Consider the following 13,148-nt stretch of genomic DNA (forward strand, 5'->3'; position numbering starts at 1 on the left):
AGTAACCCTACCTTACTTGCGGAACGGGAAGTTAAAGGCAGCCAGCAGAGCGCGGCCTTCTTCGTCAGATTGCGCAGAAGTGGTAATGGTAATGTCCAAACCACGTACACGATCGACTTTGTCATAGTCGATTTCTGGGAAGATAATCTGCTCACGCACGCCCATGCTGTAGTTACCACGACCATCAAATGACTTAGGATTTAAGCCACGGAAGTCACGTACACGAGGTACAGCAATAGAAATCAGACGCTCTAAGAATTCCCACATACGTTCGCCACGTAGGGTCACTTTACAGCCGATCGGATAGCCCTGGCGGATTTTGAAGCCTGCAACAGAGTTGCGTGCTTTGGTGACTAGCGGTTTTTGACCACTGATCGCTGCTAAATCAGCTGCTGCGTTATCCAGCAGTTTCTTATCAGTGATCGCTTCACCAACACCCATATTAAGGGTGATCTTCTCGACCCGAGGGACTTGCATGACAGATTTGTAGCTAAACTGTTCTACCAGTTTACTAACTACCTGTTCTCTATAGTAATCATGCAGTTTCGCCATCGTACTACTCCAAATTACTTGATAGTTTCGCTATTAGATTTGAAGAAACGGACTTTTTTGCCGTCTTCAAAACGAAAGCCTACACGGTCAGCCTTGCCTGTAGCTGTATTGTAGATTGCAACGTTAGAAACTTGAATTGCAGCTTCTTTTTCAACGATGCCACCTGGTTGATTCAGAGCCGGAACCGGCTTCTGATGTTTCTTCACCAGGTTGATACCTTCAACAACAATCTTACTGGAAGACAGAACATTCTTAACTTTACCGCGTTTACCTTTATCTTTACCGGTTAACACGATAACTTCGTCATCACGACGGATTTTCGCTGCCATGGTTCGCTCCTTACAGTACTTCTGGTGCCAGAGAGATGATTTTCATGAACTTTTCAGAACGCAGTTCACGAGTCACCGGCCCAAAAATACGCGTACCGATCGGTTGCTCACTGTTGTTATTTAATAACACACAAGCATTACGATCGAAGCGAACGACAGATCCGTCAGGGCGACGAACACCCTTTCTGGTGCGCACCACTACAGCCTTAAGGACATCACCTTTTTTAACCTTACCGCGAGGAATTGCTTCCTTGATGGTAATTTTAATGATGTCGCCCACGCCAGCATAGCGACGGTGCGATCCACCCAGAACCTTGATACACATTACGCTACGTGCGCCAGAGTTGTCAGCGACGTTCAGCATAGTCTGTTCTTGGATCATCTTAGTGCTCCGCTAATGTCAACTACTAAGGACCCTCACGGGTCGTATAAAAGCCCCATACATCGGGGCGCGGCATTATACCACCGCTTTTCGATGTTGGGTAGAAAAAATAAACGGCTCGTTAACTGAGCCGTTTATTCTGTTTAAGAAAGCATACTCTATTACAGAACAGCTTTCTCTACAACTCGAACAAATGTCCAGGACTTAGTCTTAGACAGTGGGCGGCATTCACGAATTTCGATCAGATCGCCGATTCCACATTCATTGTTCTCGTCATGTACGTGCAGCTTAGTCGTACGTTTGATGAACTTACCATACATCGGGTGCTTCACCATACGCTCAATCGCTACAACAAGGGATTTCTCCATCTTGTCACTAACAACACGACCTTGCAGAGTACGGATTTTATCAGTCATTACGCACCCGCCTTCTCATTCAGTAAAGTCTTCACACGTGCAACATTACGACGCACTTGTTTCAACAGGTGAGACTGTTGCAGTTGACCGCTTGCTGCTTGCATGCGCAGATTAAACTGTTCACGCAGCAGGTTAAGCAGCTCAGTGTTTAGCTCTTCAACACTTTTTTCACGCAGCTCTTTTGCTTTCATTACATCACCGTCTTAGTTACAAAGGTGGTTTTAATCGGCAGTTTTGCTGCTGCCAGCTTGAATGCTTCACGGGCAATTTCTTCCGAGACACCATCCATTTCATACAGGACTTTTCCCGGTTGAATCAGGGCAACCCAATACTCCACGTTACCCTTACCTTTACCCATACGCACTTCAAGCGGCTTTTCAGTGATTGGTTTGTCTGGGAACACACGGATCCAGATTTTACCTTGACGCTTAACTGCACGTGTCATGGCACGACGTGCCGCCTCGATTTGGCGAGCAGTCAGACGACCGCGGCCAACAGCTTTCAGACCGAAAGTGCCGAAGCTCACATCCGCGCCAGCAGCCAGACCACGGTTGCGGCCCTTGTGCACTTTACGGAATTTTGTACGCTTTGGTTGTAACATCAGCGATGCTCCTTATTTACGGCCTTTACGCTGCTGCTTCTTCGGTTGAGCAGCCGGTTTTTCCGGTTGTTCAACGGCAGCCATACCACCCAAGATCTCACCTTTGAAGATCCACACTTTTACGCCGATTACACCATAAGTGGTGTGCGCTTCAGAAGTGTTATAATCGATATCCGCACGCAGAGTGTGCAACGGAACACGACCTTCACGGTACCATTCGGTACGCGCGATTTCAGCACCGCCTAAACGGCCGCTTACTTCCACTTTGATACCTTTAGCGCCTATACGCATGGCGTTTTGAACTGCACGCTTCATAGCACGACGGAACATAACGCGACGTTCCAGCTGTGAAGTGATGCTGTCAGCAACCAATTTAGCGTCTAGTTCCGGTTTACGGACTTCGGCGATATTAATTTGCGCAGGCACGCCAGCAATAGATGCTACCGCGTTGCGCAGTTTTTCGACATCTTCACCTTTCTTGCCGATAACGATGCCTGGACGAGCAGTGTGAATAGTCACACGGATGCTCTTCGCAGGACGCTCGATAACGATGCGAGAAACAGAAGCTTTCGACAATTCTTTAGTTAAAAATTGACGAACTTTAAAGTCGCTGTCCAGGTTATCAGCGAATTCTTTGGTATTTGCGTACCAGGTAGAGTTCCAAGGTTTGACAATACCCAGTCGAATACCATTCGGATGTACTTTCTGACCCATTGCTATTCTCCAGAGTCTCAGCGATCGGACACAACCACAGTAATGTGGCTGGTGCGCTTCAGGATACGATCTGCACGGCCTTTCGCACGAGGCATGATACGCTTCATGGTTGGACCTTCGTCGACAAAGATTTTCGCGACTTTCAGATCGTCGATGTCAGCGCCATCGTTGTGTTCTGCGTTTGCAATGGCAGACTCAAGTACTTTTTTAACCAGATCAGCAGCTTTCTTGTTGTTGTAGGTTAAAATTTCCAGAGCTTGTGACACTTTCTTACCGCGAATCAGGTCTGCAACTAAGCGAACCTTCTGAGCAGAAGAACGAGCGTGGCGATGTTTAGCGATAGTTTCCATCTCTTCCTCCTACCTTAGCGCTTTTTGGCTTTTTTGTCAGCCGCATGGCCGCGATAAGTACGAGTCGGCGCGAATTCGCCCAGTTTATGACCGACCATTTCGTCGGAAACAAATACTGGAACGTGCTGACGACCATTATGGACAGCGATGGTCAAACCGATCATGTTTGGAAAGATCGTTGAACGACGGGACCAAGTCTTAACAGGCTTTTTGTCTCCGCTTTCCACCGCTTTCTCTACCTTCTTCAGCAAGTGCAGGTCTATAAATGGACCTTTCTTGAGAGAACGTGGCATGGCTTATCCTCTAATTATTTTTTACTACGGCGACGTACGATATATTGATCGGTACGCTTGTTGCTACGGGTCTTCTTACCTTTGGTCTGAACACCCCATGGAGTCACAGGATGTTTACCAAAGTTACGACCTTCACCACCACCGTGTGGGTGATCGACTGGGTTCATCGCCGTACCGCGAACGGTAGGACGAACACCACGCCAACGGCTAGCACCAGCTTTACCTAGTACGCGCAGCATATGCTCTGAGTTACCAACTTCACCTAAGGTGGCGCGGCAATCAGATAATACTTTACGCATTTCGCCAGAACGAAGACGTATCGTTACATAGGAACCTTCACGGGCAACGATTTGAACATATCCGCCAGCAGAACGAGCCATTTGGCCGCCTTTACCTGGTTTCATTTCAACGTTGTGAACCGTAGAACCCACTGGGATGTTACGCATTGGCAGGGTGTTACCTACCTTAATAGCTGCATCAACACCAGATTGGATTTGGTCACCGGCTTTCAGGCCTTTTGGCGCCAGAATATAACGGCGTTCACCGTCTTTATACAGAACCAGCGCGATATTCGCGGAACGGTTCGGATCATATTCCAGACGCTCAACAACAGCAGGGATACCATCTTTGTTGCGTTTGAAGTCAACTAAACGATAATGCTGCTTGTGACCACCACCAATATGACGCGTGGTGATACGGCCATTGTTGTTACGGCCACCTGATTTGCTGTTTTTTTCCAGCAATGGGGCATAAGGCTTGCCCTTGTGCAACTCAGGGTTAACCACTTTAACTACGTGGCGACGACCCGGAGATGTTGGCTTACACTTAACAATTGCCATTGTTTTTCAATCCTCCGACTTACTCTGCGCCGCCGATGAAGTCCAGATTCTGGCCTTCTTTCAAAGTGACGTAAGCTTTTTTCCAGTCGCTACGACGACCAACACGCTGACCATGACGTTTCGTTTTGCCTTTAACCAGCAAAGTACGAACTTCATTGACTTCAACCTCAAACAGCTTCTGAACAGCAGCTTTAACTTCTGCCTTGGTTGCATCTTTAGCAACTTTCAGCACGATTGTATTGTGCTTTTCCATTGCGCTAGAGGCTTTTTCAGAAACATGTGGTGCGCGCAGGACTTTCAGCAGGCGTTCTTCACGGATCATGCCAGCATCTCCTCTACTTGCTTCACAGCGTCAGCAGTCATCACCACTTTATCAAAAGCGATAAGGCTAAATGGATCTATGCCAGCAACATCACGAACGTCAACCTTGTGTAAGTTACCTGCTGCCAGGTACAAATTAGGTTCAACTTCGCTAGTGATGATCAGTACATCATCCAGAGCCATTTCTTTCAGTTTCTGTACCAGCAACTTAGTTTTAGGTGCTTCTACAGTGAACTTCTCGACTACAATCAGACGATCTTGACGTACCAGTTCGGACAGAATGCACTTCAGTGCGCCGCGGTACATCTTTTTGTTGACTTTCTGGCTGTGGTCTTGTGGACGAGCAGCAAAGGTCACGCCGCCTGAACGCCAGATCGGGCTCTTTACAGAACCTGAACGCGCACGGCCGGTGCCTTTTTGACGCCACGGTTTTTTACCGGAACCTGTTACTTCAGCGCGGGTCTTCTGAGCACGAGTACCTTGACGAGCTGCAGCTGCATAAGCAACAACAACCTGATGTACTAACGCTTCATTGAAATCACGCCCGAAGGTAGTTTCGGAAACAGTCAGCGCGCCAGGCGCGTCTTTCATTACCAATTCCATTCCTATCTCCTCGACGTTACGCCTTGACAGCCGGTTTAACGATCAGGTCGCTACCGGTTGCTCCCGGAACAGCACCTTTGACCAGCAGCAGGTTGCGCTCAGCGTCAACACGTACTACGTCCAGGCTTTGAACGGTTACACGCTCGTCACCTAAGTGGCCTGCCATTTTCTTGCCTTTGAACACTTTACCTGGAGTCTGGTTCTGACCGATTGAACCATGACCACGGTGTGCCAAAGAGTTACCATGGGTAGCATCCTGGGTACGGAAATTCCAGCGCTTAACAGTGCCAGCATAACCTTTACCTTTTGATGTACCGGTAACGTCAACTTTTTTAACGTCTGTAAAAATATCAACGTTAATTTCTTGACCTGCTGCGAACTCTTCACCTTCATTCAGGCGGAATTCCCACAGGCCGCGGCCAGCTGTAACGCCAGCTTTAGCGAAGTGACCCGCTTCTGGTTTGGTTACACGGTTTGCTTTTTTAGCACCGGTAGTAACCTGTACAGCACGGTATCCGTCGTTAGCCAGGTCTTTAACCTGAGTAACACGGTTCGCTTCAATTTCGATAACTGTAACGGGGATAGATACGCCATCTTCAGTAAAGATGCGGGTCATTCCCACTTTACGACCGACTAAACCAATCATTGTTTCAACCTCTCAATCGCTCAATGACCTGATTAACCCAGGCTGATCTGCACGTCAACACCGGCAGCCAGATCCAGACGCATCAGAGCATCAACCGTTTTTTCAGTTGGCTCAACGATGTCAACCAGACGCTTGTGAGTACGAATTTCGTACTGATCGCGCGCATCTTTATTGACGTGCGGAGAGATCAGAACGGTAAAACGCTCTTTGCGGGTCGGCAGCGGGATCGGACCACGAACTTGAGCGCCAGTGCGCTTAGCAGTCTCGACGATTTCCGCAGTTGATTGGTCGATCAAACGGTGATCAAACGCTTTCAGGCGGATACGGATTCTTTGGTTCTGCATGAGACCAGAGCTCCAATTATTTTATAAACGTAAAAAATTACTACTCACACCCATTTCGATTGATGGGGGAGTGTAATCGTTCTTCATGTAACCCCCAAATCGGGAGTATTGTTACTAATCAATCTATGTCGAATTGACAGAAATTTCTTAGTAATAAGTTCTTATTTGAACTTATACCGCACCACATAAAAGTGCAGGCCTGAGCATTTTACAGATTTAGGGCCATAGCGCAAGGGCTATATGGGATTAAATTCAACAATACTGGTTCAAACGGAGGTTTAGCGGGGCTTTTCTGACTGTGCTTGGCTGAAGTAGAACACTTAACATTTGCTGTATTTCTAAGCTGCTCTTTCGGCTTACCTCTGAATATGATAAATCAGCCAACACTCACTTATCAAAATACCTTATATTAAGCTGCAAATATAATAATGATGATGACTATGAATTTGAATAATCATTTGAGAGCTTATCTCTCAGTATCCAACATTTATCTAAGCCTGATGACAATTGCTGCACTGGCAATATGTGGCACCCGCTTTAGCTTTTCTTATGTGGGCTTTATTTCTTTTGCTTCTTTTGTTTCTATTTTTGGTTGTCTGCTATTACTTTCAGGCCGTATTAAGTTGTCATTAAGTATTACCAGTACGTTGATAGTTATCCTGCAACTGTTGAATCAGATAAAAGTTCATTACTATAAAGAGCGGTTATTCTTTTCTGATGTCAGTATTGCTCTTGACCCAACCAACTTCAGCACTCTGTTTCATTACCCTCTGGCATTATTAGGTATTATTGGCCTGATTATCCTGCTGATTCTTAATATTGCGCTCTATATTCGAACGCCCAAAATACGCACCTCTTCTCGTTTACTTTCATTAGTTGTAGTTGGAGGTTTAGTTACCGGTATTCTTTTTGCCAGTCAGAACAAAACAAATATTGAACATTGGCAGGCATCACTCCCAAAAGGCAAGGGAACCATTGTTAACTTATTTATGTCCGCTCAACAAATGTATTATCAGCCACCGCAATATGACGGTTCTGCGAAGTACTTTTTATCAGCTTCATCATTTAAATATCTGCCAAATGCAGAAACTAAAAAACCCGATATTGTCGTAATGTTGCAAGAGTCAACCGTTAATCCGGCGCTTTATCATTTACCAGATATTACGTTACCTGAGTTTAAAATGTTTGTCGCTGATGAAGGAACTCGTGCCAACAGTCCACTCAGGGTACAAACATTTGGTGGAGGAACATGGCTATCCGAATTTTCTCTTCTTACTGGCCTAAATACCGATGACTTTAAGTTTCGTAAGAATTCGGTTTTCTATACCGTTGCCCCACATATTAAAACCAGTTTGTTTCGTGAGCTAAAGAATAATGGTTACTATACGGTAGTTCTAACCCCGATGTATAAGATGAACTACAATGCAGGGCCAACCTATAACCACTTGGGTATTGATCTAATTATTCAGCCACAAGAATTGGGATATCCCGCTGAGCTGGATGATAATTTATGGACTATTCCAACCAAAACCATGCTGGATTATGTGAAAACATTACTAGCCCGTTATACCGATAAGCCGGTATTCATTTTTGTTCTTACCATGAATGAGCATGGACCATACAACACCGGACATTCTGATGACTTCGGTATAGAAAATTCAATTGATAATCGCGATGTAGCCGGTGCTTTAAGTCACTATATTAGTAAGCTCAAACTGTTGAATGAAGCAACTGAGGAATTCTCTCAATTTGTCATCCATCGAGAAAAACCAACCATGTTTCTGTATTTCGGCGATCACCAACCTAACATCGGTTGGGATGACGATTACAATACAGGTTGGACAAAAGAATCTCGTATAACTCAATTCTTTCTAAAAGATAATTTATCCTCAAAACCCATTGCTAATATCGGGGGTTTAACTGATATTTCGTTTTTAGGCGGCATGCTACTTGAGCGTGCGGGCTTAAAAACATCACCGTTCTATGAAGCAAACATCCGTATGCGGAATCTTTGTCTGGGACTTCTTGATGATTGTCCCGATGAACAACTGATTAAAAGCTATAAACATTATATCTATCAGGATTTAAAAAATGCAGGTGAATGATTGAAAATAATAGTGCGGTTAATCGAGTGATATTAACAAAATTTAGACAGTAAAAAGGGTGCCGAAGCACCCTTTTTTATCGATAAGTAATAATTATTACTTAATGATCTTAGCAACAACACCAGCACCAACAGTACGACCACCTTCGCGGATAGCGAAGCGTAAACCTTCGTCCATCGCGATTGGCGCGATCAGCGTTACTGTCATCTGAATGTTATCACCTGGCATTACCATCTCTACGCCTTCTGGCAGTTCGATAGTACCGGTCACGTCAGTTGTACGGAAGTAGAACTGTGGACGGTAACCTTTGAAGAATGGAGTATGACGACCACCTTCATCTTTGCTCAGAATATAAACTTCTGATACGAACTGGGTATGTGGGTTGATTGTACCTGGCTTAGCCAGTACTTGACCACGTTCGATTTCTTCACGCTTAGTACCACGTAACAGAACACCAACGTTCTCACCCGCACGACCTTCGTCCAGTAATTTACGGAACATTTCAACACCGGTACAAGTGGTTTGAGTGGTTTCTTTGATACCAACGATCTCAACCGCTTCACCCACTTTAACGATACCGCGCTCTACACGACCGGTTACTACTGTACCACGGCCAGAGATAGAGAATACGTCTTCGATTGGCAGCAGGAACGGCTTATCAATTGCACGCTCTGGCTCTGGGATATAAGAATCCAGTGCTTCTGCTAATTCGATGATTTTTGATTCCCATGCTGCGTCGCCTTCCAGCGCTTTCAGAGCTGAACCACGGATTACCGGAGTATCATCACCTGGGAAATCGTACTGAGACAGAAGCTCACGAACTTCCATTTCAACTAATTCTAACAGTTCTTCGTCATCAACCATGTCACACTTGTTCAGGAACACGATGATGTAAGGAACGCCTACCTGGCGACCTAACAGGATGTGCTCACGAGTTTGTGGCATTGGGCCGTCAGTTGCAGCTACTACCAGAATAGCGCCGTCCATTTGAGCAGCACCAGTGATCATGTTCTTAACGTAGTCGGCGTGTCCCGGGCAGTCAACGTGTGCATAGTGACGGCTTGGGGTGTCGTATTCTACGTGAGAAGTGTTGATGGTAATACCACGAGCTTTTTCTTCTGGTGCGTTATCGATTTGATCGAATGCACGAGCCTGACCACCGTAAGTTTTTGCTAATACGTTGGTGATAGCTGCTGTCAGAGTAGTTTTACCATGGTCAACGTGGCCGATAGTACCAACGTTAACGTGCGGTTTTGTACGTTCAAATTTTTCTTTAGACACGATTCTCTTCCTTTACACTATCCCCCTCTATCCGAGGGGGACTGGGATATAAATTTATTACCCGTGAGGCTTATTTAGCCTTGCGAGCTTCGATAATTGCTGTAGCAACGTTATTAGGTGCTTCACTGTACTTCAAGAACTCCATAGAGTAAGAAGCACGACCCTGTGTTTGTGAACGCAGGTCTGTAGCATAACCAAACATTTCAGATAGTGGAACTTGAGCACGTACAATTTTACCTGTAGCCAAGTCTTCCATACCTTCGATGATACCACGACGACGGTTTAAGTCACCGATCACATCACCCATGTAGTCTTCTGGAGTTTCTACTTCAACCTTCATGATTGGTTCCAGCAGAATTGGTTTTGCCTTCATGAAGCCTTCTTTAAAGGCGATAGAAGCAGCCAATTTAAACGCCAGTTCTGAGGAGTCGACATCATGGTAAGAACCGTAGTGCAGACGCACTTTGATATCAACAACCGGATAACCAGCCAGAGGACCAGATTTCAGTTGCTCCTGAATACCTTTGTCAACCGCAGGGATGAATTCACCAGGAATCACACCACCTTTAATATCGTTGACGAACTCGTAGCCTGGGCCACCCGCTTCCAGTGGAGACATATCAATAATGACGTCACCATACTGACCACGACCACCAGATTGTTTAGCGTGTTTACCCTGAACGTCTTTAATCGTTTCACGGATAGTTTCACGATAAGCTACCTGAGGTTTACCAATGTTAGCTTCAACGTTGAATTCACGACGCATACGGTCAACTAACACGTCTAAGTGTAGCTCACCCATACCCGCGATAATGGTCTGGCCTGATTCTTCATCAGTCTGAACGCGGAATGATGGATCTTCTTGTGCCAGACGGCCTAAAGCGATACCCATTTTTTCCTGGTCAGCTTTAGTTTTTGGCTCAACAGCTACAGAAATCACTGGCTCTGGGAATTCCATACGTTCCAGGATAATAGGCTTAGCCTGATCACATAATGTGTCACCAGTAGTCACGTCTTTCAGACCGATAGCAGCTGCGATGTCACCAGCACGAACTTCTTTGATCTCTTCACGTTTGTTAGCGTGCATCTGAACGATACGGCCAAAACGCTCACGTTTGTCTTTTACTGAGTTCAGTACTGTGTCACCAGAGTTAACAACGCCGGAATAAACACGGAAGAACGTCAGGTTACCAACAAATGGGTCGGTGGCAATTTTAAATGCTAACGCAGAGAACGGTTCGGCATCGTCAGCGTGACGAGCAGCTGGAGTACCATCATCCAGTTCGCCGTTGATCGCTTCGATATCGGTTGGTGCAGGTAAATATTCAATTACCGCATCCAACATTGCCTGAACGCCTTTGTTCTTAAACGCAGAACCACAGGTAACCAGAATAATTTCATTATTCAGGACACGCTTACGTAATGCTGCAGTAACTTCTTCTTCAGTCAGCTCTTCGCCGCCTAAATACTTGTCCATCAGCTCTTCTGAAGCTTCAGCTGCTGCTTCAAATGCATTCTGCTGCCATTTTTTCGCATCTTCAAGCAAATGAGCTGGAACATCTTCATAGGTAAAGGTAACGCCTTGATCGGCTTCGCTCCAGTTGATTGCTTTCATTTTCAGCAAGTCAACGATACCGGTGAAGCTATCTTCAGCACCAATTGGTAACTGAATAGGAACAGCATTTGCTGCCAGACGCGATTTTAATTGCTCAACTACGCGCAGGAAGTTAGCTCCCATACGGTCCATTTTGTTAACGAACGCGATACGTGGAACTTTATATTTGTTAGCCTGACGCCAAACGGTTTCAGACTGTGGCTGAACACCACCAACTGCACAGTAAACCATTACTGCACCATCCAGAACACGCATAGAACGTTCTACTTCGATAGTGAAGTCAACGTGTCCCGGGGTATCAATAATATTGATACGGTGTGCGTCGAATTGTTTAGCCATACCAGACCAGAATGCCGTAGTCGCAGCGGAGGTGATAGTGATACCACGCTCTTGCTCCTGTTCCATCCAGTCCATAGTTGCTGAACCTTCGTGAGTTTCACCGATTTTATGGTTTACACCAGTATAAAAAAGGATACGTTCAGTAGTGGTTGTTTTACCGGCATCAATGTGAGCACTGATACCGATGTTGCGATAACGCTCAATAGGGGTTACACGAGCCATTTTATTCCTCGATTACTAGGTCGTTCTTCAGATAACCCATGCGGGTCAACTTAAAAAGCGCCCGCATGATGATTAGCATAACTACCGAAAACAAATTACCAACGGTAGTGGGCGAACGCCTTGTTGGCTTCAGCCATACGGTGAACGTCTTCACGTTTCTTAACTGCAGTACCTTTGTTCTCTGCAGCATCAGACAGTTCATTCGCTAAGCGTAAAGCCATGGATTTATCACCTCGTTTACGAGCTGCTTCTACAATCCAACGCATGGCAAGTGCATTACGGCGAACCGGACGAACTTCAACCGGTACCTGGTATGTAGAACCACCAACACGACGAGACTTAACTTCTACAGTCGGTCTTACGTTGTCCAGGGCAATTTCAAAAGCTTCCAGTTCGTTTTTACCTGAACGCTGAGATAAAGTCTCAAGCGCAGTATAAACGATAGCTTCAGCGGTAGATTTTTTACCATCTACCATTAAAATATTTACAAATTTGGCCAGTAAGTCAGATCCGAACTTAGGATCTGGCAGAATTTTACGTTGACCAATGACGCGACGACGTGGCATGGAAATACTCCGTTGTTAATTCAGGATTGTCCAAAACTCGATGAGTTTATTTTGACATTAAGTTAAAAATGTTTGGCCTTACTTAACGGGTAACCATTAAGCCTTCGGCTTCTTCACGCCATACTTGGAACGGGCTTGCTTACGGTCTTTAACACCTGAGCAGTCCAGCGCGCCACGGACGGTGTGATAACGCACACCCGGCAGGTCTTTAACACGGCCACCACGAATCAGGATCACGGAGTGCTCCTGCAGGTTATGACCTTCACCACCGATATATGAAGAAACTTCAAAACCGTTAGTTAAACGTACACGACAAACTTTACGTAATGCAGAGTTTGGTTTTTTTGGAGTGGTGGTATATACGCGAGTACATACTCCACGTTTCTGCGGGCAAGCTTCCAGCGCAGGAACGTTGCTTTTTGCAACCTTCATTGAGCGCGGTTTGCGTACCAGCTGGTTAATTGTTGCCATTAAAAAAAGCTCCTGGTTTTTTTACTTTCGTAAACACGTAATAAATCGATCCCTGAATGCATAGGTACACTGAGGGACGCAAAATTTTATGGCTGAAGTGGGTAACTGTCAAGAAATATACAGTATTGAACAATGAACAAAGGAGTGGACAGCTTGATT

At 45.6% G+C, this 13,148-nt stretch carries 19 protein-coding genes; 1 reads left to right on the forward strand and 18 read right to left on the reverse strand.

Annotated features, from left to right (window positions below; all coding sequences use genetic code 11):
- Window positions 1–12: 12 nt before the first annotated feature.
- The 14 genes from rplE to rpsJ all read right to left on the reverse strand — a co-directional run bounded on the left by rplE (window position 13) and on the right by rpsJ (window position 6,390).
- Complete coding sequence (gene rplE / locus GOL65_RS11120) at window positions 13–552, reverse strand: 50S ribosomal protein L5 (RefSeq protein WP_140921467.1); 540 nt, start codon at window positions 550–552, stop codon at window positions 13–15.
- A 14-nt stretch (window positions 553–566) separates the two neighbouring features.
- On the reverse strand, window positions 567–881 hold the full coding sequence (gene rplX / locus GOL65_RS11125; protein WP_108900577.1) for a 50S ribosomal protein L24: 315 nt from the start codon (window positions 879–881) through the stop codon (window positions 567–569).
- A gap of 10 nt (window positions 882–891) precedes the next feature.
- Window positions 892–1,263 carry a 50S ribosomal protein L14 gene (gene rplN, locus GOL65_RS11130; RefSeq protein ID WP_108900578.1) on the reverse strand — a complete coding sequence of 124 codons (372 nt, stop codon included), beginning with the start codon at window positions 1,261–1,263 and terminating at the stop codon, window positions 892–894.
- 161 nt (window positions 1,264–1,424) lie between these two features.
- The gene (gene rpsQ / locus GOL65_RS11135) at window positions 1,425–1,679 is read right to left on the reverse strand and encodes a 30S ribosomal protein S17 (protein WP_140921468.1); all 255 of its coding nucleotides are present in this window, start codon (window positions 1,677–1,679) and stop codon (window positions 1,425–1,427) included.
- On the reverse strand, window positions 1,679–1,870 hold the full coding sequence (gene rpmC, locus GOL65_RS11140; RefSeq protein ID WP_047779697.1) for a 50S ribosomal protein L29: 192 nt from the start codon (window positions 1,868–1,870) through the stop codon (window positions 1,679–1,681). The genes rpsQ and rpmC overlap by 1 nt, the downstream gene beginning before the upstream one ends.
- Entirely contained in the window at window positions 1,870–2,280 is a 411-nt protein-coding gene (rplP, locus tag GOL65_RS11145; protein ID WP_029095681.1) for a 50S ribosomal protein L16, read from the reverse strand. The genes rpmC and rplP overlap by 1 nt, the downstream gene beginning before the upstream one ends.
- A gap of 12 nt (window positions 2,281–2,292) precedes the next feature.
- Window positions 2,293–2,994: a 30S ribosomal protein S3 gene (gene rpsC / locus GOL65_RS11150; RefSeq protein WP_108900580.1), complete on the reverse strand. Its 702-nt coding sequence runs from the start codon at window positions 2,992–2,994 to the stop codon at window positions 2,293–2,295.
- Window positions 2,995–3,011: 17 nt separating this feature from the next.
- Window positions 3,012–3,344: a 50S ribosomal protein L22 gene (gene rplV / locus GOL65_RS11155; protein ID WP_047779694.1), complete on the reverse strand. Its 333-nt coding sequence runs from the start codon at window positions 3,342–3,344 to the stop codon at window positions 3,012–3,014.
- Window positions 3,345–3,358: 14 nt separating this feature from the next.
- Window positions 3,359–3,637 carry a 30S ribosomal protein S19 gene (gene rpsS / locus GOL65_RS11160; protein WP_029095678.1) on the reverse strand — a complete coding sequence of 93 codons (279 nt, stop codon included), beginning with the start codon at window positions 3,635–3,637 and terminating at the stop codon, window positions 3,359–3,361.
- Window positions 3,638–3,651: 14 nt separating this feature from the next.
- The gene (gene rplB, locus GOL65_RS11165) at window positions 3,652–4,476 is read right to left on the reverse strand and encodes a 50S ribosomal protein L2 (RefSeq protein ID WP_130593145.1); all 825 of its coding nucleotides are present in this window, start codon (window positions 4,474–4,476) and stop codon (window positions 3,652–3,654) included.
- Between the two features lie 19 nt (window positions 4,477–4,495).
- Window positions 4,496–4,798: a 50S ribosomal protein L23 gene (gene rplW / locus GOL65_RS11170; RefSeq protein ID WP_029095676.1), complete on the reverse strand. Its 303-nt coding sequence runs from the start codon at window positions 4,796–4,798 to the stop codon at window positions 4,496–4,498.
- Window positions 4,795–5,400: a 50S ribosomal protein L4 gene (rplD, locus tag GOL65_RS11175; RefSeq protein ID WP_108900583.1), complete on the reverse strand. Its 606-nt coding sequence runs from the start codon at window positions 5,398–5,400 to the stop codon at window positions 4,795–4,797. The genes rplW and rplD overlap by 4 nt, the downstream gene beginning before the upstream one ends.
- 16 nt (window positions 5,401–5,416) lie before the next feature.
- The gene (gene rplC / locus GOL65_RS11180) at window positions 5,417–6,046 is read right to left on the reverse strand and encodes a 50S ribosomal protein L3 (protein ID WP_140921469.1); all 630 of its coding nucleotides are present in this window, start codon (window positions 6,044–6,046) and stop codon (window positions 5,417–5,419) included.
- Between the two features lie 32 nt (window positions 6,047–6,078).
- A complete protein-coding gene (gene rpsJ, locus GOL65_RS11185; RefSeq protein WP_001181005.1) occupies window positions 6,079–6,390 on the reverse strand; it encodes a 30S ribosomal protein S10 in 312 nt (103 codons plus the stop codon).
- Between the two features lie 440 nt (window positions 6,391–6,830).
- Here rpsJ and GOL65_RS11190 point away from each other — a divergent pair, with 440 nt between their 5' ends.
- Window positions 6,831–8,495: an LTA synthase family protein gene (locus GOL65_RS11190; RefSeq protein WP_140921470.1), complete on the forward strand. Its 1,665-nt coding sequence runs from the start codon at window positions 6,831–6,833 to the stop codon at window positions 8,493–8,495.
- Between the two features lie 96 nt (window positions 8,496–8,591).
- Here GOL65_RS11190 and tuf read toward each other — a convergent pair whose 3' ends face one another.
- The 4 genes from tuf to rpsL all read right to left on the reverse strand — a co-directional run bounded on the left by tuf (window position 8,592) and on the right by rpsL (window position 12,989).
- Window positions 8,592–9,776: an elongation factor Tu gene (gene tuf, locus GOL65_RS11195; protein WP_179038318.1), complete on the reverse strand. Its 1,185-nt coding sequence runs from the start codon at window positions 9,774–9,776 to the stop codon at window positions 8,592–8,594.
- Between the two features lie 70 nt (window positions 9,777–9,846).
- Window positions 9,847–11,952 carry an elongation factor G gene (gene fusA, locus GOL65_RS11200; protein WP_140918845.1) on the reverse strand — a complete coding sequence of 702 codons (2,106 nt, stop codon included), beginning with the start codon at window positions 11,950–11,952 and terminating at the stop codon, window positions 9,847–9,849.
- A gap of 95 nt (window positions 11,953–12,047) precedes the next feature.
- Complete coding sequence (gene rpsG, locus GOL65_RS11205; protein ID WP_108900587.1) at window positions 12,048–12,518, reverse strand: 30S ribosomal protein S7; 471 nt, start codon at window positions 12,516–12,518, stop codon at window positions 12,048–12,050.
- Between the two features lie 96 nt (window positions 12,519–12,614).
- Complete coding sequence (gene rpsL / locus GOL65_RS11210) at window positions 12,615–12,989, reverse strand: 30S ribosomal protein S12 (protein WP_047779685.1); 375 nt, start codon at window positions 12,987–12,989, stop codon at window positions 12,615–12,617.
- Window positions 12,990–13,148: the final 159 nt, after the last annotated feature.

It is taken from the genome of Limnobaculum xujianqingii (assembly GCF_013394855.1).
GTDB lineage: Bacteria > Pseudomonadota > Gammaproteobacteria > Enterobacterales > Enterobacteriaceae > Limnobaculum > Limnobaculum xujianqingii.

Coding starts and splice junctions, on each gene's coding strand:
- rplE (WP_140921467.1), bottom strand. CDS start 552: ATGGCGAAACTGCATGATTACTATAGAGAACAGGTAGTTAGTAAACTG.
- rplX (WP_108900577.1), bottom strand. CDS start 881: ATGGCAGCGAAAATCCGTCGTGATGACGAAGTTATCGTGTTAACCGGT.
- rplN (WP_108900578.1), bottom strand. CDS start 1,263: ATGATCCAAGAACAGACTATGCTGAACGTCGCTGACAACTCTGGCGCA.
- rpsQ (WP_140921468.1), bottom strand. CDS start 1,679: ATGACTGATAAAATCCGTACTCTGCAAGGTCGTGTTGTTAGTGACAAG.
- rpmC (WP_047779697.1), bottom strand. CDS start 1,870: ATGAAAGCAAAAGAGCTGCGTGAAAAAAGTGTTGAAGAGCTAAACACT.
- rplP (WP_029095681.1), bottom strand. CDS start 2,280: ATGTTACAACCAAAGCGTACAAAATTCCGTAAAGTGCACAAGGGCCGC.
- rpsC (WP_108900580.1), bottom strand. CDS start 2,994: ATGGGTCAGAAAGTACATCCGAATGGTATTCGACTGGGTATTGTCAAA.
- rplV (WP_047779694.1), bottom strand. CDS start 3,344: ATGGAAACTATCGCTAAACATCGCCACGCTCGTTCTTCTGCTCAGAAG.
- rpsS (WP_029095678.1), bottom strand. CDS start 3,637: ATGCCACGTTCTCTCAAGAAAGGTCCATTTATAGACCTGCACTTGCTG.
- rplB (WP_130593145.1), bottom strand. CDS start 4,476: ATGGCAATTGTTAAGTGTAAGCCAACATCTCCGGGTCGTCGCCACGTA.
- rplW (WP_029095676.1), bottom strand. CDS start 4,798: ATGATCCGTGAAGAACGCCTGCTGAAAGTCCTGCGCGCACCACATGTT.
- rplD (WP_108900583.1), bottom strand. CDS start 5,400: ATGGAATTGGTAATGAAAGACGCGCCTGGCGCGCTGACTGTTTCCGAA.
- rplC (WP_140921469.1), bottom strand. CDS start 6,046: ATGATTGGTTTAGTCGGTCGTAAAGTGGGAATGACCCGCATCTTTACT.
- rpsJ (WP_001181005.1), bottom strand. CDS start 6,390: ATGCAGAACCAAAGAATCCGTATCCGCCTGAAAGCGTTTGATCACCGT.
- GOL65_RS11190 (WP_140921470.1), top strand. CDS start 6,831: ATGAATTTGAATAATCATTTGAGAGCTTATCTCTCAGTATCCAACATT.
- fusA (WP_140918845.1), bottom strand. CDS start 11,952: ATGGCTCGTGTAACCCCTATTGAGCGTTATCGCAACATCGGTATCAGT.
- rpsG (WP_108900587.1), bottom strand. CDS start 12,518: ATGCCACGTCGTCGCGTCATTGGTCAACGTAAAATTCTGCCAGATCCT.
- rpsL (WP_047779685.1), bottom strand. CDS start 12,989: ATGGCAACAATTAACCAGCTGGTACGCAAACCGCGCTCAATGAAGGTT.